Here is a 19,880-nt window from a genome sequence, read left to right as displayed (position 1 = left end):
AGGCACCCGTACGATCCTGCGCCACGAAAAAGGGCCGGAAGGTCATCCCTCCCGGCCCCAATTCCATCGCTTATCGCGTCGCTTAGTAGTCGAAACGAACCGACAGGCCGATCACGCGCGGATCGTTCACGAACGCGGTGTTGTTGTTGAAGTCGATACCGCCCTTCACATTGTCCGCATCGGTGATGTTGCGGGCGAAGAGAGCGACTTCGAACGTGCCGTCCTGCTTGGCATAACCGACGCGCAGACCGCCTTCGATCTGGTTGTCGACGACATATTCCGCGCTGTCGTAGAGGAAGAAGCTGGTTTCTCCCTGATAGGTCCAGTCTGTGTAGGCGAACAGTTCACCCACGCTGCCAAGCGGGATCGCATAGCGTGCAGTCAGGTCGGCGATCCATTCGGGCGCGTTGGGGAACGGGTTGCCGTCCACCAGCGCACGGTCGGTGCCCGACAGGTTCACGATCGGGTCGAGCACGGTGCACTGCGCACAGATGCCGACTGCCAGGTTCTCGTCGCGGATTTCGGTGTTGTTGTAGCTGGCACCGGCCGTCACAAGGAAATTAGGGGTGATCTGGAACGCGCTGTCCAGTTCGAAGCCCCAGCCGCGACCGTCTGCCGCATTGACCAGCTGCACCAGGTTTCCGGCACCGCCGACCGCAGAGAACTGCGGGTCTTCAATGTTGTAGAAGTATGCAGCACCGTTCAGGCGCACGCGGCGATCGGCCAATTCCGACTTGAAGCCGACTTCGTAGCTCATGATCTTCTCGCTCGTCGCGATCGAAGGCGGAGCGAAGAATGCCACGTCGCGGCCCTGGATCGTCGGGGCGCGGAAACCGCTGGCAACGCGGGCATAGACGCTCGCATCGGCGGTGAGGTCCACGAACGCCGCCAGGTCCCAGCTCAGACGTTCATCGGACACTTCGCGGGCTTGCGGATCGGCCGCATCACGTACGAAGAATGCCTTGTCGTCTTCGGTGTAACGCAGGCCGCCGGTCAGCTTGATCGTGTCGGTCAGCTGCGAGGTAACCTGGCCGAACACCGCCCAGCTTTCGTTGGTGTGGTTGACCGTGACGGAAGGCGGGAAGTCGAACCCGACCGTGGTCACGTCGAAGTCGCTGTCGAAGTAGAAACCGCCGACCTGCCAGTCGAGCGCGCCGCCGCCGTTGCTGGCGAGACGGACTTCCTGCGTGAACTGGTCGAGCTCGATGGAATCCTGCGTATCGGACGGGAACGGGATGAAGCCCGGCCCCATGACGGGCAGGAAGCTTGCGCCAAAACCACCGTCGATGTCGCCGCGGCTGGAGCCTTCGCTGTCGGCCCAGCTGGTGATCGAGGTAAACGTGGCGAAGTCTGCTTCGTAATCGACCTTACCGGTGATGATCTCGGCCTTGTACTGCGCCTGGTTACCGGCACCGGCATCGTAGAACACGGTGTCGCGGTCGTAGTTCTCGTTGAGGTCGTTGTTGCCCGGGCCAAGGATGTTGGCGCGGAACAGCGTCGAGGTGCCGTCGAGGTCACGGATCGAGTAGCTACCCAGGATCGACAGGCGATCGCTCGGCGTCAGCAGGATCTGCGCGCGGCCTGCGATGTCGGTATAGGCGCCGTACGCGTCTTCTTCACCGGTGAAGCCGTTGTCGACCCAGTTGTCGCGCTGCTGCCACATGCCAGAAAGGCGGACCGAAGCGAGACCCGGGGCGACCGGAACGGTCACGCCGCCATCGATGGCGACCGAGCCGAAGCTGCCGTAGCTGGCCGAGCCGGTCACTGCGAAATCATCACCCGGCTTCACGGTGTCGATCTTTACGATACCGGCGGGCGTGTTGCGGCCGAACAGCGTTCCCTGCGGACCGCGAAGCACTTCGACGCGCTCGACGTCGAAGATGGGGAAGCTCTTCAGCGTTACGTTCTCATGGACGACATCGTCCATGACGACCGAGACCGGCTGCGAAGCTGCAAGGTCGAAATCGGTGTTGCCGAGACCGCGGATATAGAAACGCGGCGCCGCACGGCCGTTCGAGCTTTCGACGAACAGGCCCGGGACGTGGGCCGAGAGTGCGGTGATATCGGCACCGGCGTCGAAGATGCTGCGGGTCGCGTCGGCCGACAGGGTGGCGGCGGACACAGGCACCTGCTGCAGGTTTTCTTCGCGGCGGTTGGCGGTCACGACGATCATGTCGAGCTGGCCGTTTTCGGCCACTTCGGCACCGGTTGCCTCGGTGTCGGAGCTGTCGACATCCTGCGCCAGAGCCGGCTGCGCGAATGCGAGTGCCAGCGTGCTGGCGGAGAGAAGGCGGAGAGTAAGGGAGCGGTCAATCATGGGGATGATCCTTTTGGCCCAGCGCTTGCCGGCGCGGGTTGGTGGGATGGAGAAGGGGAATTGACCAGGCGCCATTAGCCCATGCGGGAGCGAATTGGAGTCGCAAAAGCGCAGATGCCTGCGGGTTTCAGCGCTATGTTGCAATGCGGTGACAGACAGTTCGCAGGCGAGAAAGCGTTTTGCAGCGCAGTGCCATACTAGGCCAATACAGCATCTCGTCGGACAATTACTTCTGTAGTCCAGCAGTTCGTAGATGTTATTTGGCTGTTTGTCGCGTTTGCACGAAATTCAATAGAATTCGCGGGAACGGGGACTTCTGCTTTCAAATCGACTGGTTACAGTGGGCGTCGGGACTGCCGCTTGGTGCGGCGGAAAAACAGGGACGCACTATGAAAAATCCTTCCATTCGCAAGATTCTGGTCGCCACGCCGCTGATCGCGCTGACGCTGGCTGGATGCACCACTTACTCCGACACCACAGCTCCTGTCGCTTCGACCACGGCAACCACATCCAGCGTGGAATTGGGCCTTCCCGCGCGGACCGGGCTGACGGGCTGGAACTTCCCGGTGTACGATGTGCCGGCCGATCCGGCCGTGCGGTACGGCATTCTCGACAATGGATTGAAATACGCGATCCTGCGCAATGAGACTCCGCAGGACGAAGTCGTGCTGCGTATGAATTTCGACATTGGCTGGATCGACGAGAAGGAAGGCCAATTCAACGCTGCCCATTTCATCGAGCACATGGCATTCAACGGTTCGACCAACATTCCCGAAGGCGAAATGGTCAAACTGCTCGAACGTGAAGGACTAAAGTTCGGGGCCGACACCAATGCGAGCACCTTTTTCGAGGACACCACCTACAAGCTGAGCCTGCCGCGCAACGACGCCGAACTGATCGGCACCGGGTTGATGCTGATGCGCGAAGTCGGCTCCGAGCTGACCTTCGACCCTGAAGCGGTCAATCGCGAGCGCGGCATCCTGCAATCGGAAATCCAGACCCGCAACACCTTCAACCGGCGGTTCGGGATGGCCTATCAGAATTTCATCGCACCGGGCACACCGTTTGCGACCAACATAAGCCACCCGACCGAAAGCGCAGTCACCGCGTCCATCTCCGCCGAAGAACTGCGCGGCATCTACGAGCGTTTTTATCGGCCCGACAATGCGACGCTTATCGTGGTCGGCGATGTCGAACCCGATAACATTGAGGCCATGGTGCGCGAACGCTTCTCTGATTGGGAAAAGCCCGCCGCTCCACTGACCGAGACCGAGCGCGGCGCGATCGATTTCGATCGTCCCGCCCAGGCCGGATATTTCGTGGACCCGGCAGTCAACTACATCGTCCAGATCGACCGCTTCGCACCTTACGAGCGCAAGCTCAGCACCGTGGCGCAAGGGCGCAAGGCGTTGCAGCTTCAATTGGCTGCCATGGTCGTCAATCGTCGCCTCCAGAGCTTGGCGCGCGATCCGGAAGGATCGATTCTGGGAGGCCGTCTGGCGACCTCCGACTTCTTCGACAGAGCCACGCAATCGAACATCCAGCTGGTCGCCAAGGATGGCCAATGGCGCGAGGCACTTGCCACTGCCGAACAGGAAATCCGCCGCGCGACCTTGCATGGCTTTACGCAGAGCGAACTCGACGAGGCACTCAACAATCTCGAGACCAGCCTTCGCAACGGCGCCGAGCGCCAAGGCACCCGCCCCAGCCAGGCCTTGGCAGACGGTATCCTCGCGACGGTCAGGGACGAGCGCATTTTCGCCTTGCCTGAAACGCGGCTCGCAGGGTTCGAAAGCGTGCGCGCCGACCTCACTCCAGAGAAAATCCACGAAGCCTTCCGTGAAAACTTCACCGGCTCTGCGCCGCTGATCCATATTGCCAGCAAACAGGACATCGAGGGGGGCGAGGACGCGATACTCGCAGCCTACAATGCCTCTTCACAGGTTGCGGTCGCGGCTCCCGAAGAGACAGTTACGGCTGCTTTCGCCTATGACGACTTTGGCGCGCCTGGATCGGTGGTTGCCGACCGGATGGTAGAAGACCTCGGTTATCGGGAGCTGCGGTTCGACAACAACGTCATGCTCAACCTCAAAAAGACCGATTTTAAGGACAAGGAAATTCTCTTCCATGTCCGGATCGGTTCGGGTGAGCTTGCATTCGGCGAAGCAGAGCCTGCAGCATCCACGATGCTGAACGCGATTTCGTCGACCGCGGCGCTTGAGGCGCATGACCTCGATGAACTGCAGCGCATCTTTGCCGGCCGCAATGTGCGGACGGGCATGTTTGTCGCCAACGACCATTTCCATGTTCCCGGTTCGACAAAGGCCGAGGATTTCCTGATCCAGATGCAGACCGCTGCAGCTTTCCTCACCGCGCCGGGTTATCGCCAGGAAGCCGAGGCCCAATGGAAAGCGCTGATCCCGCCTTATATCGCTCGTCTCGATGCTAACCCGCAGGCGGTAGCAGGCTCTGCAGTGCCGCGTATCATTGCCAATGGCGATGTCCGGTTCGGTGCGAAAAGCGAGGAAGTCCTGCTCGGCACCACTCTCGAGGATCTGCGTGCTGCGGTTTCGCCTAACCTTGCAAACTCCCCGATCGAGATCACCGTCGTCGGAGACATCGACGAACAAGCGATCATCGATGCAGTCGCGCAGACCTTCGGTGCCCTGCCGGAACGTCCGATGGAGCTGAACAACTTCGCCAGCGCGCGGTTGGTGGATTTTGCGCAGGATCGCAGCAAGCGGACTCTTTATCACTCCGGCGCGGCCGATCAGGGCATGGTCCAGGTCTATTGGCCCACCACCGATGACGGAGATTTCAGGGAAGAAGTGGTCGGGACGCTGGCTGCCGAAGCGCTTCGCCTTCGCTTGCTCGAAACGCTGCGCGAAGAACTCGGGGCGACCTATACGCCAATTGCCGGGCTGGAGATGTCGGATACCTTCGACGACTTCGGATATCTGATCGCCGCAGCAATCGTCGCCCCGGAAAACCAGGACCTGGTCTTCGAAACGATTTCTCAAATTGCCAGCGAAATGCGCACTTCTCCTGTCGATGACGATCTTCTCGCCCGTGCACTCAATCCGCAACTCGAGAAGCTGGCGAAAGACAGGCGCGAGAATGGCTATTGGCTCGGCTCGCTTGAGGCCGCGCAGCTGAAAAGCGATCGCCTGGACCGTGTGCGCACATACGAATCGGTCCTCCGTTCGGTCACACCGGCAGATATCCGCGCCTTTGCGCAGCGCTATCTCGATGCAGACCAGGCGCTTGAGATCGCTATCGTACCCAAGCCAGCAGCCGAATAGGCCCTGCAGGCCTGTCCGAAGGCCTGATAATCTGCCCGAAACCCCGGTCGGCGACTTGCTTCGCTGGCCGGGGCGCGGCATAGGCGCGCGCAAGAATTCCAATCCTTGCGATCAAAGGCAAAGCCCATGAAAGTCCGCGTCCTTGTCAGCCTCAAGCCCGGCGTCCTCGACCCGCAAGGCCGTGCGGTTCACCACGCGCTCGAAGGGCTCGGCTTCTCCGGCGTCGAAAGCGCGCGGATCGGTCGCACTATCGACCTCGATATTGCTGACGGCACGAGCGATGAGGCCCTCACCGAAATGTGCGAGAAGCTGCTCGCCAACACGGTGATCGAAAACTACCGCATCGAGAAGCTCGACTGATGGGTTTTCGCGCAGCTGTCGTCACCTTTCCGGGCTCCAATTGCGACCGCGACATGGCGGTTGCCATCGAGAAGGTATCAGGCTCCGCACCGGTCCGTGTATGGCACGGCGATGCGCAGCTTCCGGACGGGCTGGACTTCATCGCCCTGCCAGGCGGTTTTTCCTACGGCGATTACCTGCGTTCGGGCGCGATGGCCGCAAACAGCCCGATCATGCGCGAGATAGTGCGTGCTGCCGAGCGCGGCGTGCCTGTCCTAGGCGTTTGCAATGGCTTTCAGGTACTCACTGAAGCGCGTCTTCTTCCAGGAGCATTGATGCGCAATGCGGGCCAGACTTTCATCTGTCGCAATGTCGGCCTGAAGGTCGAAAATGCGCAATCGATCTTCACGTCCGGCTATGAGGCAGGACAGGAAATCAGCATTCCGGTCGCCCATCACGACGGGAATTTCTTCGCTGACAACGACACTCTCGACAGGATCGAAGGCGATGGCCGCGTTGCGTTTCGCTACATGGAAAATTGCAATGGCTCGCAGCGCGACATCGCCGGCGTGCTGAACGCTTCGGGCAACGTGCTCGGAATGATGCCTCACCCGGAACGCGCAGTCGATGCTGCACATGGCGGGACCGACGGACTGGCCTTGTTTGAATCGGCTATTCGCTCACTCGCGGACGCCTGATCACGCCGACCGGGCTTCGTCCCGTGCGAAAATCTTTCGTACCTCGGCAACCGGCATCGGTCGACCGAAGTGGTATCCCTGAATTTTCGTGCATCCCAGGCGACGGATTAGCTCCGCTTCGTCCTCATTCTCGACGCCCTCTGCCGTGGTTGTCATCTCGAGACTTTCGGCCATGGCAACGACGGCACGGATGATGGCGAGGCTTTCAGGGCTGTTTTGCGCCGCTCCCTGGACGAACATGCGATCGACCTTGATGGTCGTAAATTGCATCTTGCGGATGTAGCCGAGCGAGGAATAGCCTGTCCCGAAGTCATCCAATGCAACCGAACAACCCAGCGCCAGGCACTGTTCGAGCGCCTTTCTCACGACCCCTGCATCGCGCAGGAAAATGCTTTCCGTCACTTCCAGTTCGAGCCGCTCTGCAGACAGGCCGCTGTGTGACAGCGCCCTCACGACTGTTCCGACGAAATCGGGCTCGAGCAATTGCTCGGGCGAAACGTTTACGTTCACCTTCACGTGCGATGGCCAGTGATTTGCAGCCTCGCGGCACGCTTCATTGAGCACCCAGGTGCCTATGGGGACGATGAGCCGGGTATCTTCGGCCAGAGGGATGAACTTGGCCGGGCTTACGAACCCGTGCACCTTGCTGTTCCAGCGCAGCAGTGCCTCAAAGCTGACCACGGCCTCGCTCTTTGAATCGACCACAGGCTGGTAGTGAACTTCCATCTCATTGTTCTCGAGCGCGCTGCGTAGCGAGAATTCGAGCTGGCGCTTCTCCTCGGCGATTGCATGGAGTTCGGGCTGGTATTCGCAGTGAATGCCGCCGCCTTCGTCCTTCGCCCGGTAAAGAGCTAGGTCGGCATTGCGCAGCAATTCCTCGACAGTATTGCCATCGCGCGGCCCGAGAGCCGAGCCGACGCTCGCGCCGACATAAAGGATGTGGTTTTCGACGTGATACGGTGCAGAAAGCGCGGCGATCACTGTCTTGGCCAGCGTGTCGATTCGGCGCCGGTCAGATGCATCTTGGACGACGATTGCGAATTCGTCCCCGCCGAGCCTGCCGCACGTCTCGCCTTCGTCCATGAGCGGCGCGAGCCGTCCTGCAACCTCGGCCAGCATCTTGTCGCCGATCAAATGGCCGAGCGAGTCGTTGACCGCCTTGAAGCGATCCAGATCGATCATCAGGAAGGCGCAGCGCGAACGCCATTTGTCCGCATATGCCAGGGCATCGCGCAGGGTCTCGTTCAACATCAGGCGGTTAGGGAGTTGGGTCAGCGTGTCATAGCGCGCCAGATACGCGATCTTTTCACTGCTCTCGTGCTTGACCGTGACGTCGGACCCGACCCCGCGGAAGCCGCGCCACACACCCTTTTCGTCCAGGACCGGAGTGCCGGAAATTTCCCAGTATCGCCGCTCGCCATTGATAATTACGCTAACCGTCAGGTTGGAGAAGCTCTCGCGCTCCTTCAGCCTATCGGAAAAGTCTCGCAGACTGGCAGGGAAGTTCCCCGCCTCCCAATTCTCGCCCGAGATCAGTTTCAGGAAATACTGGCCTTCCACTGCTGCTGGCGTGCTGCCAAGCGCGAATGCGAGCCTGGGGCTGACATTGCGCAACTTGCGAGCAGTGTCGATATGCCAAAGCCAGTCAGCTTCGCCCTCCTCGAATTCGCGCAGCAGCATGGAGACGACTTCGCTCTTTTCCTGCATGACCAGCTCGGAAAGGCGTGCCCCTACCCGCATCCGCGCCATCTCGAAGGTGCCGAGCGTGCCGATCAGCATCGTCAGCCCGATCATCGCGGCAAGCAGCCCGTCGCCATTCATCAGCGCCACCAGAAGTGGCCCAACCGATGCAGCGAGAAGAAACGTTATCGTACTGAGCGGCACGCTGTAGCGGCTCGTCACGGTGGACACGACGAGGAAGCACAGGATGATCCAGATCGTGATCAGCTCACCAGCCGCGCCCAAAGCGCACAAGGCCACGATTCCCAGCGACCAGACTGCGCCCTTGTTTGCCGAGGACATGGCGTGAGCCCGAACGTTTTCGGGATCGAAACGTCCTGCCTCAGCGATCCTCAACTTGCGATCGAGAATGAAGGCGTGAGCGATGCTAAGTGAGAGCGCACAGCCCCAGGCGACGAGGATGACCGCAGGAACCTTCGCATAGGTGGCATAGGCAACCAGAGCGAAGGCAATCATGTGGAACAACGTGCGGACAAACGCACGACGCGCCACGAGCGAGTATTGATGGCCATGAACCCGCGACCAGTCAGAACCGTCTACGCTCGACATGCCAAGGACCTGACGTGCAGTCAGTTCCTCTGCATTTATCGCTTGGTTCTCTGTCGTCTGGCTCACACCCGCACGATTAACCTTGAAAGGTTAGCCGCGCGTAAACCTAAGACCGAAAAGCAAATTTTCGCGTCGGGGTTTATTCGACCGTGACCGACTTGGCGAGGTTGCGGGGCTGGTCGACGTCCGTGCCTTTCACGCAAGCCACATGGTAGGCAAGCAATTGGACCGGAACCGCATATACCAGCGGCGCGATCAGCGGATGGACCTTGGGCATTTCGATCGTGGCCATGCAGCCTTCACCAGCCTCTTCCAGCCCTTCGGCATCGGAAATCAGCACGATCTGTCCGCCGCGGGCGCGAACCTCCTCCATGTTCGAAACGGTTTTCTCGAACAGAGGTCCTGACGGGGCCAGCACGATAACCGGAACCTCATCGTCGATCAGCGCGATCGGGCCATGCTTCATCTCACCGCTGGCGTAGCCTTCTGCATGGATGTAGCTGATTTCCTTGAGTTTCAGCGCGCCTTCGAGAGCCATCGGGAAATCAGGCCCCCGGCCGAGATATAAGACATCCCTTGCCGGGGCGATCAGGTGAGCCATCGAAGCAATATCGTCGTCGTGATCAAGCGCCGCGTTCAAGCAGGCCGGTGCCTCGAGCAAATGCTCCACAACCTCCTGCTCTTCCTCGCGGTTCATCAGGCCCTTGGTTACGGCCATATGCGCAGCAAGCGCGGCCAGAACCGCCAATTGGCACGTGAATGCCTTCGTTGAAGCGACGCCTATTTCCGGGCCGGCATGGGTGGGCAAAAGCAGATCCGCTTCGCGGGCCATCGAGCTTGTCGGAACATTCACGACGGCCGCGATTGTCTGCCCCTGCTCCTTGCAATGGCGCAATGCGGCAAGCGTGTCTGCCGTCTCACCACTCTGCGAAATGAACAGCGAAAGGCCGTTGTCTTCCAGCACCGGCTCCCGGTACCTGAACTCGCTCGCAACGTCGATATCGACCGGCACGCGCGCAAATTGCTCGAACCAGTATTTCGCGACCATGCCGGCGTAATAGGACGTCCCGCACGCGACAATCGTGACGCGGCGGATCGATGAAATATCGAAATCGAACTGGGGAAGCGCCACCGAGTTGTCGGACTGGCGCAAATAGGAACTGAGGGTCTGTGCAACGACGGTCGGTTGTTCGAAAATCTCTTTCTGCATGAAGTGGCGATAATTTCCCTTCTCGACCGAAGCAGCGGACGCACCAGAGGTCTTAACCTCTCGCTCAACCTTGTTGCCGTCCTCGTCGTGGATCTCGGAACCGTCGCGCGTCACGACGACCCAGTCACCTTCTTCAAGATAGGTAATCTGCTGCGTCAACGGTGCCAGAGCGAGGGCGTCCGACCCGATATAGGTTTCTCCGTCGCCGTAACCCACGACAAGGGGCGAACCACGACGCGCACCGATTAGCATGTCAGGATGATCACGAAATGCTATAGCAAGCGCAAATGCACCGCGCAGGCGCGGCAGGACGTTGGCCACCGCCTCACTCGGGGTTTCACCATTCTCGACCCGCCGCGAAACGAGGTGAGCAACCACCTCGCTGTCGGTATCGCTCTCGAGTTTCCGTCCGTCCGCGATCAGTTCGGCCTTCAGTTCCTTGAAGTTCTCGATGATGCCGTTGTGCACCAGTGCCACGTGATCGGTAGCGTGCGGATGGGCGTTCTTGGCTGTGGGTGCGCCGTGCGTCGCCCACCGCGTATGGGCGATACCCACTTCGCCCGCAGCAGGGTTGTCCGCCAAGACATTGACAAGATTGGACAGTTTCCCCTCTGCCCGGCGACGGATGAGGGTTCCATCATGGATGGTGCAGATACCGGCGCTGTCGTAACCGCGGTACTCCATACGCTTCAGGCCGTCGACCAGTCGCTCCGCAACCGGTTCGTTGCCGACGATCCCGATAATTCCGCACATACAAACAGCTCCAAAAGAAAGATGCGGTGGTGACTTAGTCGTTTTTTACGAGTGATCAACGGCTGTTGGCGGAGGGGCCGCGCGGCGTGCTCCACCAAAGGATCAATCCAGCTCCGATGATGACCGCCGCGCCCACCAGCGTCATCAGGTCAGGCACATCGCCGAACCACCACCAGCCCAGGCTGGTGGCGACCAGCATCTGGACGTAGGTCGTGGGCGCAATCGTCGACGCACCAGCGCGCTGAGTGCCCATGTAAACGAGCCAATGCGCACTGCTGGCAGTCACGGCAACGACCGCGCAGCGGGCAATGATTGTCCAGTCCGGCATTGTCACCTCGAGTGCTTCGACACCGGAGAAATGACCACCAAGAGCCGCGAGCAGCAGCACCGGCATGGCACCGACCTGCATGAATACCTGCATCGAAAGGGCGCTCCCCTGCCCGGCACTGGCGCGATTGGCGATGACCATGAGCGCGAAGAAGAAAGCGGACGCCAGCGGCAGCAAGGCGACAAGGCCGAGCGCCGATAGATTAGGTCGAAGGACGAGCGCCACTCCGACAAGGGCGATGATCGAGGCCAGCCAGACGGCCGGACGGACCTTTTCGCTCAGCAAGGGGCCGGAAAGAACCGCGACAATCACGGGCGCTACGAATGCCAGCGCCATGGCCGTTGCAAGCGGCATAACGAAAATCGCGGAGAAGAACATCAAGGAGGCAGCCGCGAGGCACACACCTCTGACGAACTGGAGCCTCGGATTGGCCGGCCGGAACGCCTTGGGTCCCTCGGTCATGGCCAACAAAGCCGAAAGCCCCGTTGCCCCGATCGCAAACCGCACGCTCGCCACCGCGAGCGGCGACCATTCCCCAGCCATCGTTTTGATCACCGCATCCCCGACGCTGAGCAGCGCGAAACCGCACAAGGCGAGCAGGATGCCGCGACGTTCGGAATGGTGCATGGGAGGAATTGCCTTGGGATATTCGCTCGGAAGAGGATCGCTAAGTTACGATGCTCGCCATTGCCAGACAGCGGCATCTTTACCAAGCGTTTACCAAACTTCTTCAAGGAAAGCGGGAATGCGTTTATAGGGTGCTTGGGGGGCGGTGATGTCAGAAGCCATACAATCGGAAGAATTCTCGGTCGGTTCGGATCAGGAACGTCCGGATGTCACGATTGTCATGCCTTGCCTGAACGAGTTGGATTCCCTTCCTCATTGTATCGGCAATGCACTAGAAGCGTTGGCGCGAATGAGTTCGGAGCTCGGCCTGTCGGGTGAGATAGTCATTGCCGACAATGGTTCTACTGACGGCAGCCAGGCGCTCGCGACCGAGCTCGGCGCGCGTGTCGTACCGGTTGCAGAGAAGGGTTACGGGGCAGCCTTGATCGGCGGGTGCCGCGGCGCATGGGGTCGCTACATCGTCATGGGTGATTGCGATGGAAGTTATAACTTCACTGAAGGCGTGGCCATGGTCGCGAAGCTTCAGGAGGGGCACGACGTCTGCATGGGCAATCGATTCCGCGGAGGGATTGCGCCGGGTGCGATGCCTTGGAAGAACCGGCATATCGGCAACCCAGCTCTTACCGGCATATTGAACCTGTTTTTCCGCACCGGCATGGGCGATGCTCATTGCGGGCTTAGGGCATTGACGAAAGATGCTTTCGAAAAGCTCAAGCTCACTGGAAGCGGGATGGAATTCGCGAGCGAGATGGTGATCAAGGCCTCCTTGCTGAAGCTCGACATGGTCGAAGTTCCTGCCACCCTCAGTCCGGACCTTCGCGATCGGGAGCCGCACCTGCGCCCCTGGCGCGACGGCTGGCGCCACCTGCGTTACCTCTTCATGCTCAGCCCGACCTGGGTGTTCGGCGTACCTGGGGCTGCTGCGCTCATCATAGCGCTGGCAATCTTCACCTTCTCCACGATGACATATTTCGGAGTGCTACCAAGCCCGAGCGTATTCGGTGTTAGCTGGAACATTGTCGCCGGATTCTTGGCAACATGCGGGCACCTTGGGTTGATCATGGCCCTCGCGGCGCACTTCCATGGAGTGAGGAACGGGTACAGGATTCTGCGACCAACAATCCGCCAGCATTCTCGATGGTTCACCTTGGAGCGAATGCTGCTGTCCGGCCTGGTGATGCTGGCCGGCAGCGCAATCGGATTGGCCGCAGTGGCCTATCAGTGGATTGATGCGAGTTTTGGCGCACTGGAAAATCCTTTGCCACTCGTCATCTTTGCAACGCTTGGGGGCATAGGCGTCCAAACCATCATCGGCGGCTTTCTACTGTCGATCATCGCCGGCAATGAATCGCAGTTTGCTTCGGTGGATTGAATGTCGCGCAACAAGCCACCCCTTTAACTTCGCCGGATCTTATCGGGGAGTTGGGTTCAGCGATGCAGGAAGATCGCCCATCTCGCGGAAGCGAAATTCCAGACGAAAAGCAGAGCCGTGCATACAAGAGTGGCCAGCGGCACACCTAACCCCAAAACCGATACGAAAAGCACCATCAGGACGAGATTGATCGGGAATCCGGCGAGAAGACCCGTCGCAAACCGCACAAATCTGATGGGCTGAACTTCGCGTGCGAACGTGTAAATGCTGTGCAGGAAGTACCCCAAGGGCGCGAGCACGGCGAAACTGAGGACGAGCGAGGCGACATAATGGGCGCCGAGCCGATCCATCCCGAACATGATGCCGTTGTGAACCGCAGCGCATACGACACCGACAACCAGATAGCGCCGTGGATGTCTGGTCAAAGACTCGATGTCAGCCATTGATGAGGAAAGCGTAGTTGTTGCTCCATGGAGCGATAGTAGTTCGATCGGCTATCGCAGAAGCTCCGAAATGGTAAGCAAGCAGCTTCTCGGCCTCGGTAGCTGTGAGGAACGAGACGTCATCGCCCGTCAGGTAGCGATCGCTTGCCAAACACATCAGATGGATGGGAGTGCGCGCCCTTCCCCAATCCTTGAATATCATCAGACCATCCTTCGACAGGCACTGTCGAGCAGAGGATAGTATTTCGGGCCGGAGATTAATGGGGACGTGGTGAAGAACATCGGACAAAATGACAAAGTCATACGAACCGGGTTGCGATGCTGCGACCTCCTGAACGGTCTTCTGCTCGAAGGTAACCTTTCCAGTCGGACCAGCATATAAGCGACCGACATTATCGGTGATATCAATACCGGTGATCGACGCGTTCGGGAATGCTTCTGCCAGGCGTTCTGTTACCGCCCCCTCCCCGGCTCCGATCTCCAGGATCCGTTTCGGGTTTTTCACCCAACGCTCGATCTGGCCAATGTAATCGTCGAGGTCGATGTAGATCGACCGGTACAGTGCCGCGATCTGGGGTTCATATTTGCCGAACAAGCGGCGGACGGTTGGTCCAATCGCCATTGTTACAGGCTCCCACTGATTTTTGCCCTGACACGCGGCAGTGATCGTTCGAGAATTCGCGAGTATTGGACGTAGTCGACCAACTTGCTCGGGCCCAATTTGACCGCAGCCCAAACTGCATTGGGCAGCTTGCTGATATCGCCGTGCGCAGCAGAAGCGAGTGCGACATTAACGTGGATCGAAGCTTCCGCCATGGACCTCACCCGCGCTGCGCTTTCTGCGGGTAGCTCATGTAAGTATCGGTCGATCACGGCCAAATGCTGACTCTCGAATTCTTTATCGTCCACGCTACCGATGCTCGTCGCGGACTGATCGTGAATGCGAAAGCCGCCCGTCACCTGTTCATGGTATCGAACGCCTCCGTGACAAGCCAACTTGACCCAAAGGTCCCAGTCCCCGGTATACCAAAGGTCCCGGTCAATTCCGCCAACTTCGAGCCATGCGTCTCGCCTGACAATAGGACTGACCACCGCGACGAAGTTCTGGACAAGAAGTTTCTCCAGCAATCCATCCTTGGCGATCGCCAGTCCGTCCTCGTCAAACGGACAATTCCAGACGCCTAACGTTTTTCCGGAACGATCAACGATCGCACTGGGCGCGAGGTGAAGTACTGCATCTGGATCCTGGGTGATCCATGACCGCACGGCCTCGGTCCGGCCTTGGAGCCATAAGTCGTCCTGACAAAGCCATGAGACGTGCCGTGCTTGGGCGTGACGTACACCCAAGTTTGTTTTGGCGGTACAACCGTTTGCTTCTCCGGCGTCGATGAAACGTAAATTCAGCCTGTCGGCATAACTCTCGACAATATTGCGCGTTGCGTCGTCGGAGCTCGTGTCGATAACAAGGATTTCAATCCCGGGATCGGCTTGAGAAGCGATAGACGACAGTGCTTCACCGACCCATTCTTCGCCGTGATGGACCGGGAGTATCACCGACAACCAAGGTTTATCCGCAGTTTGCATGCTGTGCGCAATAACCCCCACCACTCAACAATATGTTAACCACACTTGCCCCATCCAACGCGTGGAGGTTAGCAGGGACCTGAAAGTGCGGCAACGAGGGATCAGAAAGTGAAAGCAGTCATCCTTGCCGGCGGGTTGGGGACCAGGTTAAGCGAAGAAACCGTCGTCCGCCCAAAGCCTATGGTCGAGATTGGCGGGCGACCGATCCTTTGGCACATCATGCATAGTTACGCTGCGCACGGCATTACGGATTTCATCGTGTGCTGTGGCTACAAGGGCTACATGATCAAGGAGTATTTCGCGAACTACTTCATGCACGTATCCGACGTGACGTTCGATCTTGCACGCAACACCAGTACCATCCATCGAAGAAACGCCGAGCCCTGGAAGGTAACTCTGGTCGACACCGGCGAAGCCACAATGACCGGCGGGCGCCTCAAGCGAGTTCGCGATTATCTCGACAACAGTTCATTCTGCATGACTTACGGCGACGGCGTGTCCGATGTCGATATCCGCGCAGCCGTGGATTTCCACACTTCCCATGGCAGACAGGCTACCATCACGGCCGTTCAACCGCCGGGACGGTACGGAGCTCTGGTGCTGGAAGGCGACGCAGTTCGAAACTTCGAGGAAAAACCCCAAGGGGACGGCGGCTGGATAAACGGAGGATTCTTCGTGCTGGAGCCGACCGTGATCGACAGGATTTCCGGAGATTCCACGGTTTGGGAAGAAGAGCCTTTGACTGGCTTGGCCTCCGACGGAGAATTGATGACGTGGAAGCATCACGGTTTCTGGCAACCGATGGATACTTTGCGCGACAAGATGCAGCTACAACGCATGTGGGATAGTGGTTCCGCACCGTGGAAGCCCGCTTGATGGACCACCGGTTTTGGCAGGATCGCCGCGTCCTCGTGACTGGTCATACCGGCTTCAAAGGGAGTTGGCTGTCCCTGATGCTCGCCAATGCCGGAGCACGAGTGAGCGGTATCGCGCTGGATCCGCCCACCTCACCTTCGCTCTTCGAAGTGGCTCAGGTGGCAAGTGTCCTAGAAAATCATCTGATCTGCGACATTCGGGACCTAAGCTCGCTGTCAAAGGCAGTTGAAAAAGCCTCGCCCCAGATCGTCTTTCATCTTGCGGCCCAACCTCTGGTCAGGACATCCTACGATGACCCGGTTGGTACATTTGCAACGAACGTGGTTGGCTTGGTCAATCTCCTCGACTGCCTGAGGACGGCACCAGAACTTCAGGCCGTACTCAATGTGACCACCGACAAGGTTTATGCCAACGACGAGACCGGCCGGCGCTTTAGTGAAAAGGACGCTCTGGGTGGTAAGGACCCCTATTCTGCCAGCAAGGCTTGCGCGGAATTGGTCACTACTAGCTGGCGAAACAGCTTCTTCTCGCAAAGCGGCATCGAATTTGCATCGGCCCGAGCGGGCAATGTAATTGGGGGCGGCGATTGGGCTGTCGACCGGCTCATCCCCGATGCCATGCGCGCATTGGATTGCTCTGAACCGCTCATCATTCGGTCGCCGTCATCGACCCGGCCGTGGCAGCATGTCCTGGAACCGCTGGGTGGCTATGTATCATTGGTCGAGGCGATGGTACGAGAGCCTACTAGTTACTCCAGAGCCTGGAATTTCGGACCGGCCCTTGGCGATGAACGAACAGTCTCCTGGGTCGCAGATTATATCGCGTCTCGTCATAACGATTTTTCCTGGCGGGCGGGGACTGAGTCCGGTCCTCACGAAGCTCAATTACTGGAAATCGATAGTTCCTTGGCAATCGACGAACTGGGTTGGCATCCACGTTGGTCCGTCGAACAAGCCCTTGATTGCACCCTAGAATGGTATGCAGAATATCGAGACCAAGCCGACATGCAGAAGTGCTGCATAAGGCAAATTAGCGACTACGAAGTCTCGTGACTGGCATCTCAGCATCGCCAACCGACGTCGAGGGCCTGTGGGTCATTGAGCGGGCTCCCATCAAGGATTCACGGGGCAGTTTCTGTCGGGTATTCGAACCGTCCGTTTTTGAAGAGTGGGGATGGGACGGCCCAGTGCGACAGGTAAATCACAGCTGCACCGCTCAGCGCGGCGCTGTGAGAGGCTTGCATTTCCAGTTGCCGCCGCATGATGAAACCAAGCTCGTGACCTGTCTGGCGGGCGAGGTTTACGACGTTGCTGTCGACCTTCGTCGCGGCTCTCCCACGTTTCTTTCTGCCTTCGGCACTCACCTCAGCGCCGACAATCGGAAGAGTTTGTTGATCCCCCGTGGTTTTGCCCACGGATTTCAAGCGCTTACCGATGATGTTGAGCTGCTGTATCTTCATGATCGTGACTATGCGCCCACCCACGAAGGCGGCCTTCTGGCGACTGATCCGCGATTGGGCATCGATTGGCCAATCCCGATCAGTCAAATGTCGGAGCGGGATTTGACACACAAGCCAATTGAAGACGACTTCGAAGGTATAGACTGATGAAATGTCGGCATTGCGACGCGCCTCTCACTACCTCGCTTATCGATCTCGGTAGCGCCCCGCCGTCGAACGCATATCTCGATGAAGACGCATTACATAAGCCAGAGGCTTGGTTTCCACTGAGGGTGCTGGTTTGCGATGCGTGCAAGCTCGTACAGACAGAAGATTTCGCAGCTCACGATGCGCTTTTCACTCCCGACTACGCATATTTCAGTTCGTTCTCGTCCGGCTGGCTGAAGCATAGCGAGAAATTGGCCGGAATGATGATCGAGCGATTGGGACTGGATGCAAACTCGCATGTGGTCGAAGTCGCGTCGAACGACGGCTACCTGCTCCAATTCTTCAAGCAGGCCGGGATCCCAAATCTCGGTATCGAGCCAACCAGCAGCACGGCCAGCGCCGCGCGCGCAAAAGGAATTGAGACGCTCGAAAGATTCTTCGGCGTGGATTGCGCCAAGGCTCTGGCGGACGAAGGTCGTTCGGCAGACTTGATGGTGGCCAATAACGTCTTGGCCCATGTGCCCGATATCAACGACTTCGTCGCGGGTTTCTCAATATTGCTGAAACCGGGCGGCGTCGCCTGTTTCGAATTTCCGCACCTGCTCCAACTGATCCAGGGGCGGCAGTTCGATACCATCTACCATGAACATTTCTCGTATCTCTCCTTGCTGGCTGTGGAACGAATTTTCGCCGCCAATGGATTGAAAATTTTTGATGCCGATCAGCTACCGACCCACGGAGGAAGCTTGCGCATCTATGCTTGTCAGGCGGGAGAGACCGAGCGTGAAGAAACCAACAATGTAGAGACCATCCGCTCATTGGAGAGAGACGCGGGCGTTCATGAGGAGCGCTTTTACACGAAGCTGCAAGGGCAGGCCGAGCAGATAAGAGACGACCTTCTGAGCTTCCTGATTGAAGCCAGGGCCAACGGAAAGAAAGTCGTGGGTTACGGCGCGGCAGCCAAGGGCAATACGTTGCTGAATTTTTCCGGTGTACGGCCCGATCAAGTGCGATACGTAGTCGACCTAAGTCACTCCAAGATCGGAAAATATATGCCAGGCAGCCGCATTCCGATCCTGGAGAAATCGCAACTGAAAATTGACCGGCCCGACTTCATCCTGATCCTTCCTTGGAATCTGCAAGACGAAGTGGTCGAGCAGTTGAGAGAGTTTTGCCATTGGGATGTGCAATTCATTGTGGCGGTACCTGAAATGCGGGTCTTGTGATGCGCATCGCCATCACAGGCTCAAACGGCTTCATCGGCAGACACGTCACCAAGATAGCGTCTCGATCCGAAAACGAGGTTTTCGCGATCGGCAGGGCTAATATTGACCTGCCAAACCCTCGATTCCACGAATGTGATCTTCATGATCACGAAACCATGCGTGCCGCGCTGGCTGATATCCGACCCGATTTGCTAATTCATCTCGCCTGGTATGCCGAGCCAGGAAAATTCTGGTCGGCGCCAGAAAATCTCGATTGGGTTTCGAGCTCGCTAGAGCTCGTCAGGGCCTTTGTGAAAGCAGGTGGCAAAAGAGTGGTGGTTTCGGGAAGCTGTGCAGAATACGCGTGGGATGATCAGTGTCTCGATGAGTGCGCTACTGAAGTGAAGCCAGCAAGTTTGTATGGCCAGTCCAAGGCATCCCTCTTCGAGATCCTACGCGCAGCATCGCCAATCCTCGGCTTCGAGCTCGCGTGGGGCAGAATATTCTTTCCCTATGGTCCCGGCGATCGACCTGAACGCCTCTTGGGAACCCTGATATCGGCAATCCGTGAAGGTAAGCCGGCAATCTTCTCGTCGGGTACGCAACAGCGCGACTTCATGTTCGTAGAGGACGTAGCTTCCGCCCTTTGGGCCTTGGCAAACTCCAGCGTTGTGGGCCCCGTGAACATTGGAACTGGAACTCCAGTTCCCGTAAGACAATTCGTGGAAGAGGTCGCTGATCAGACTGGAGTGCCTGTATCGCTCGAATTCGGGAAGAGGGATTTACCAGATGGAGAGCCTCAGTCTCTGTTTGCAGCAACTAAGCGCCTTCGAGAAGAGGTTTGCTTCACCCCGCAGTTTTCTCGGCAGGCCGCAATCGCGCGCACCTTGGAAAAAGAGGGTCTAATCAGTCCGGCATCGCCATAGGCTAA

The 19,880-nt window shown here is 58.5% G+C and carries 16 protein-coding genes; 9 read left to right on the top strand and 7 right to left on the bottom strand.

Going from position 1 to position 19,880, the window contains the following annotated elements; all coding sequences use genetic code 11:
- Positions 1-82: 82 nt before the first annotated feature.
- A complete protein-coding gene (locus tag GRI34_RS01750; protein ID WP_160594470.1) occupies positions 83-2,317 on the bottom strand; it encodes a TonB-dependent receptor in 2,235 nt (744 codons plus the stop codon).
- A 389-nt stretch (positions 2,318-2,706) separates the two neighbouring features.
- Here GRI34_RS01750 and GRI34_RS01745 point away from each other — a divergent pair, with 389 nt between their 5' ends.
- From GRI34_RS01745 to purQ, 3 genes are all read left to right on the top strand, one after another.
- Positions 2,707-5,619 carry a M16 family metallopeptidase gene (locus GRI34_RS01745; protein ID WP_160594469.1) on the top strand — a complete coding sequence of 971 codons (2,913 nt, stop codon included), beginning with the start codon at positions 2,707-2,709 and terminating at the stop codon, positions 5,617-5,619.
- A gap of 126 nt (positions 5,620-5,745) precedes the next feature.
- Entirely contained in the window at positions 5,746-5,979 is a 234-nt protein-coding gene (gene purS, locus GRI34_RS01740; protein WP_160594468.1) for a phosphoribosylformylglycinamidine synthase subunit PurS, read from the top strand.
- Positions 5,979-6,656: a phosphoribosylformylglycinamidine synthase subunit PurQ gene (gene purQ, locus GRI34_RS01735; RefSeq protein ID WP_160594467.1), complete on the top strand. Its 678-nt coding sequence runs from the start codon at positions 5,979-5,981 to the stop codon at positions 6,654-6,656. The genes purS and purQ overlap by 1 nt, the downstream gene beginning before the upstream one ends.
- On the opposite strand, the gene GRI34_RS01730 is transcribed toward purQ, so the two are convergent.
- The 3 genes from GRI34_RS01730 to GRI34_RS01720 form a co-directional block, all read right to left on the bottom strand.
- On the bottom strand, positions 6,657-9,011 hold the full coding sequence (locus tag GRI34_RS01730; protein WP_325065167.1) for a putative bifunctional diguanylate cyclase/phosphodiesterase: 2,355 nt from the start codon (positions 9,009-9,011) through the stop codon (positions 6,657-6,659).
- Between the two features lie 73 nt (positions 9,012-9,084).
- Complete coding sequence (gene glmS / locus GRI34_RS01725; protein ID WP_160594466.1) at positions 9,085-10,908, bottom strand: glutamine--fructose-6-phosphate transaminase (isomerizing); 1,824 nt, start codon at positions 10,906-10,908, stop codon at positions 9,085-9,087.
- Positions 10,909-10,963: 55 nt separating this feature from the next.
- Positions 10,964-11,863, bottom strand: coding sequence for a DMT family transporter (locus GRI34_RS01720; protein ID WP_160594465.1), 900 nt, complete (start codon positions 11,861-11,863; stop codon positions 10,964-10,966).
- A gap of 148 nt (positions 11,864-12,011) precedes the next feature.
- Between GRI34_RS01720 and GRI34_RS01715 the strand changes: the two genes are divergently transcribed.
- Positions 12,012-13,235 carry a glycosyltransferase family 2 protein gene (locus tag GRI34_RS01715; protein WP_160594464.1) on the top strand — a complete coding sequence of 408 codons (1,224 nt, stop codon included), beginning with the start codon at positions 12,012-12,014 and terminating at the stop codon, positions 13,233-13,235.
- A 56-nt stretch (positions 13,236-13,291) separates the two neighbouring features.
- On the opposite strand, the gene GRI34_RS01710 is transcribed toward GRI34_RS01715, so the two are convergent.
- Genes GRI34_RS01710 through GRI34_RS01700 form a run of 3 tightly spaced genes read right to left on the bottom strand, consistent with a single transcriptional unit; the run spans position 13,292 to position 15,262 of the window.
- On the bottom strand, positions 13,292-13,678 hold the full coding sequence (locus tag GRI34_RS01710; RefSeq protein ID WP_160594463.1) for a GtrA family protein: 387 nt from the start codon (positions 13,676-13,678) through the stop codon (positions 13,292-13,294).
- Positions 13,671-14,300: a class I SAM-dependent methyltransferase gene (locus tag GRI34_RS01705; protein ID WP_160594462.1), complete on the bottom strand. Its 630-nt coding sequence runs from the start codon at positions 14,298-14,300 to the stop codon at positions 13,671-13,673. Before GRI34_RS01705 ends, GRI34_RS01710 begins: the two co-directional genes overlap by 8 nt.
- A gap of 2 nt (positions 14,301-14,302) precedes the next feature.
- Positions 14,303-15,262 (bottom strand): glycosyltransferase, encoded by a 960-nt coding sequence (locus GRI34_RS01700; protein WP_160594461.1) that lies wholly within the window; start codon positions 15,260-15,262, stop codon positions 14,303-14,305.
- A 108-nt stretch (positions 15,263-15,370) separates the two neighbouring features.
- On the opposite strand from GRI34_RS01700, the gene rfbF reads away from it, so the two are divergent.
- From rfbF to GRI34_RS01675, 5 genes are read left to right on the top strand one after another with little or no spacing between them, the layout of a single operon-like run.
- Positions 15,371-16,138: a glucose-1-phosphate cytidylyltransferase gene (gene rfbF, locus GRI34_RS01695; RefSeq protein WP_160594460.1), complete on the top strand. Its 768-nt coding sequence runs from the start codon at positions 15,371-15,373 to the stop codon at positions 16,136-16,138.
- Positions 16,138-17,190 (top strand): CDP-glucose 4,6-dehydratase, encoded by a 1,053-nt coding sequence (gene rfbG / locus GRI34_RS01690; RefSeq protein WP_160594459.1) that lies wholly within the window; start codon positions 16,138-16,140, stop codon positions 17,188-17,190. The genes rfbF and rfbG overlap by 1 nt, the downstream gene beginning before the upstream one ends.
- Entirely contained in the window at positions 17,187-17,744 is a 558-nt protein-coding gene (gene rfbC, locus GRI34_RS13455; protein ID WP_160594458.1) for a dTDP-4-dehydrorhamnose 3,5-epimerase, read from the top strand. The genes rfbG and rfbC overlap by 4 nt, the downstream gene beginning before the upstream one ends.
- Positions 17,744-18,970, top strand: coding sequence for a class I SAM-dependent methyltransferase (locus GRI34_RS01680; protein ID WP_160594457.1), 1,227 nt, complete (start codon positions 17,744-17,746; stop codon positions 18,968-18,970). Before rfbC ends, GRI34_RS01680 begins: the two co-directional genes overlap by 1 nt.
- Positions 18,970-19,875 carry an NAD-dependent epimerase/dehydratase family protein gene (locus tag GRI34_RS01675; RefSeq protein WP_160594456.1) on the top strand — a complete coding sequence of 302 codons (906 nt, stop codon included), beginning with the start codon at positions 18,970-18,972 and terminating at the stop codon, positions 19,873-19,875. The genes GRI34_RS01680 and GRI34_RS01675 overlap by 1 nt, the downstream gene beginning before the upstream one ends.
- The last annotated feature ends 5 nt before the right edge of the window (positions 19,876-19,880 follow it).

The sequence above is a fragment of the Qipengyuania aquimaris genome (assembly GCF_009827445.1).
GTDB lineage: Bacteria > Pseudomonadota > Alphaproteobacteria > Sphingomonadales > Sphingomonadaceae > Qipengyuania > Qipengyuania aquimaris.
This window is presented reverse-complemented; position numbering and strand designations above follow the sequence as displayed.

Excerpts from the sequence above, each read along its gene's own strand:
- GRI34_RS01750 (WP_160594470.1), bottom strand. The coding sequence starts at position 2,317 with ATGATTGACCGCTCCCTTACTCTCCGCCTTCTCTCCGCCAGCACGCTG.
- GRI34_RS01745 (WP_160594469.1), top strand. The coding sequence starts at position 2,707 with ATGAAAAATCCTTCCATTCGCAAGATTCTGGTCGCCACGCCGCTGATC.
- purS (WP_160594468.1), top strand. The coding sequence starts at position 5,746 with ATGAAAGTCCGCGTCCTTGTCAGCCTCAAGCCCGGCGTCCTCGACCCG.
- purQ (WP_160594467.1), top strand. The coding sequence starts at position 5,979 with ATGGGTTTTCGCGCAGCTGTCGTCACCTTTCCGGGCTCCAATTGCGAC.
- glmS (WP_160594466.1), bottom strand. The coding sequence starts at position 10,908 with ATGTGCGGAATTATCGGGATCGTCGGCAACGAACCGGTTGCGGAGCGA.
- GRI34_RS01720 (WP_160594465.1), bottom strand. The coding sequence starts at position 11,863 with ATGCACCATTCCGAACGTCGCGGCATCCTGCTCGCCTTGTGCGGTTTC.
- GRI34_RS01715 (WP_160594464.1), top strand. The coding sequence starts at position 12,012 with ATGTCAGAAGCCATACAATCGGAAGAATTCTCGGTCGGTTCGGATCAG.
- GRI34_RS01710 (WP_160594463.1), bottom strand. The coding sequence starts at position 13,678 with ATGGCTGACATCGAGTCTTTGACCAGACATCCACGGCGCTATCTGGTT.
- GRI34_RS01705 (WP_160594462.1), bottom strand. The coding sequence starts at position 14,300 with ATGGCGATTGGACCAACCGTCCGCCGCTTGTTCGGCAAATATGAACCC.
- GRI34_RS01700 (WP_160594461.1), bottom strand. The coding sequence starts at position 15,262 with ATGCAAACTGCGGATAAACCTTGGTTGTCGGTGATACTCCCGGTCCAT.
- rfbG (WP_160594459.1), top strand. The coding sequence starts at position 16,138 with ATGGACCACCGGTTTTGGCAGGATCGCCGCGTCCTCGTGACTGGTCAT.
- GRI34_RS01680 (WP_160594457.1), top strand. The coding sequence starts at position 17,744 with ATGAAATGTCGGCATTGCGACGCGCCTCTCACTACCTCGCTTATCGAT.
- GRI34_RS01675 (WP_160594456.1), top strand. The coding sequence starts at position 18,970 with ATGCGCATCGCCATCACAGGCTCAAACGGCTTCATCGGCAGACACGTC.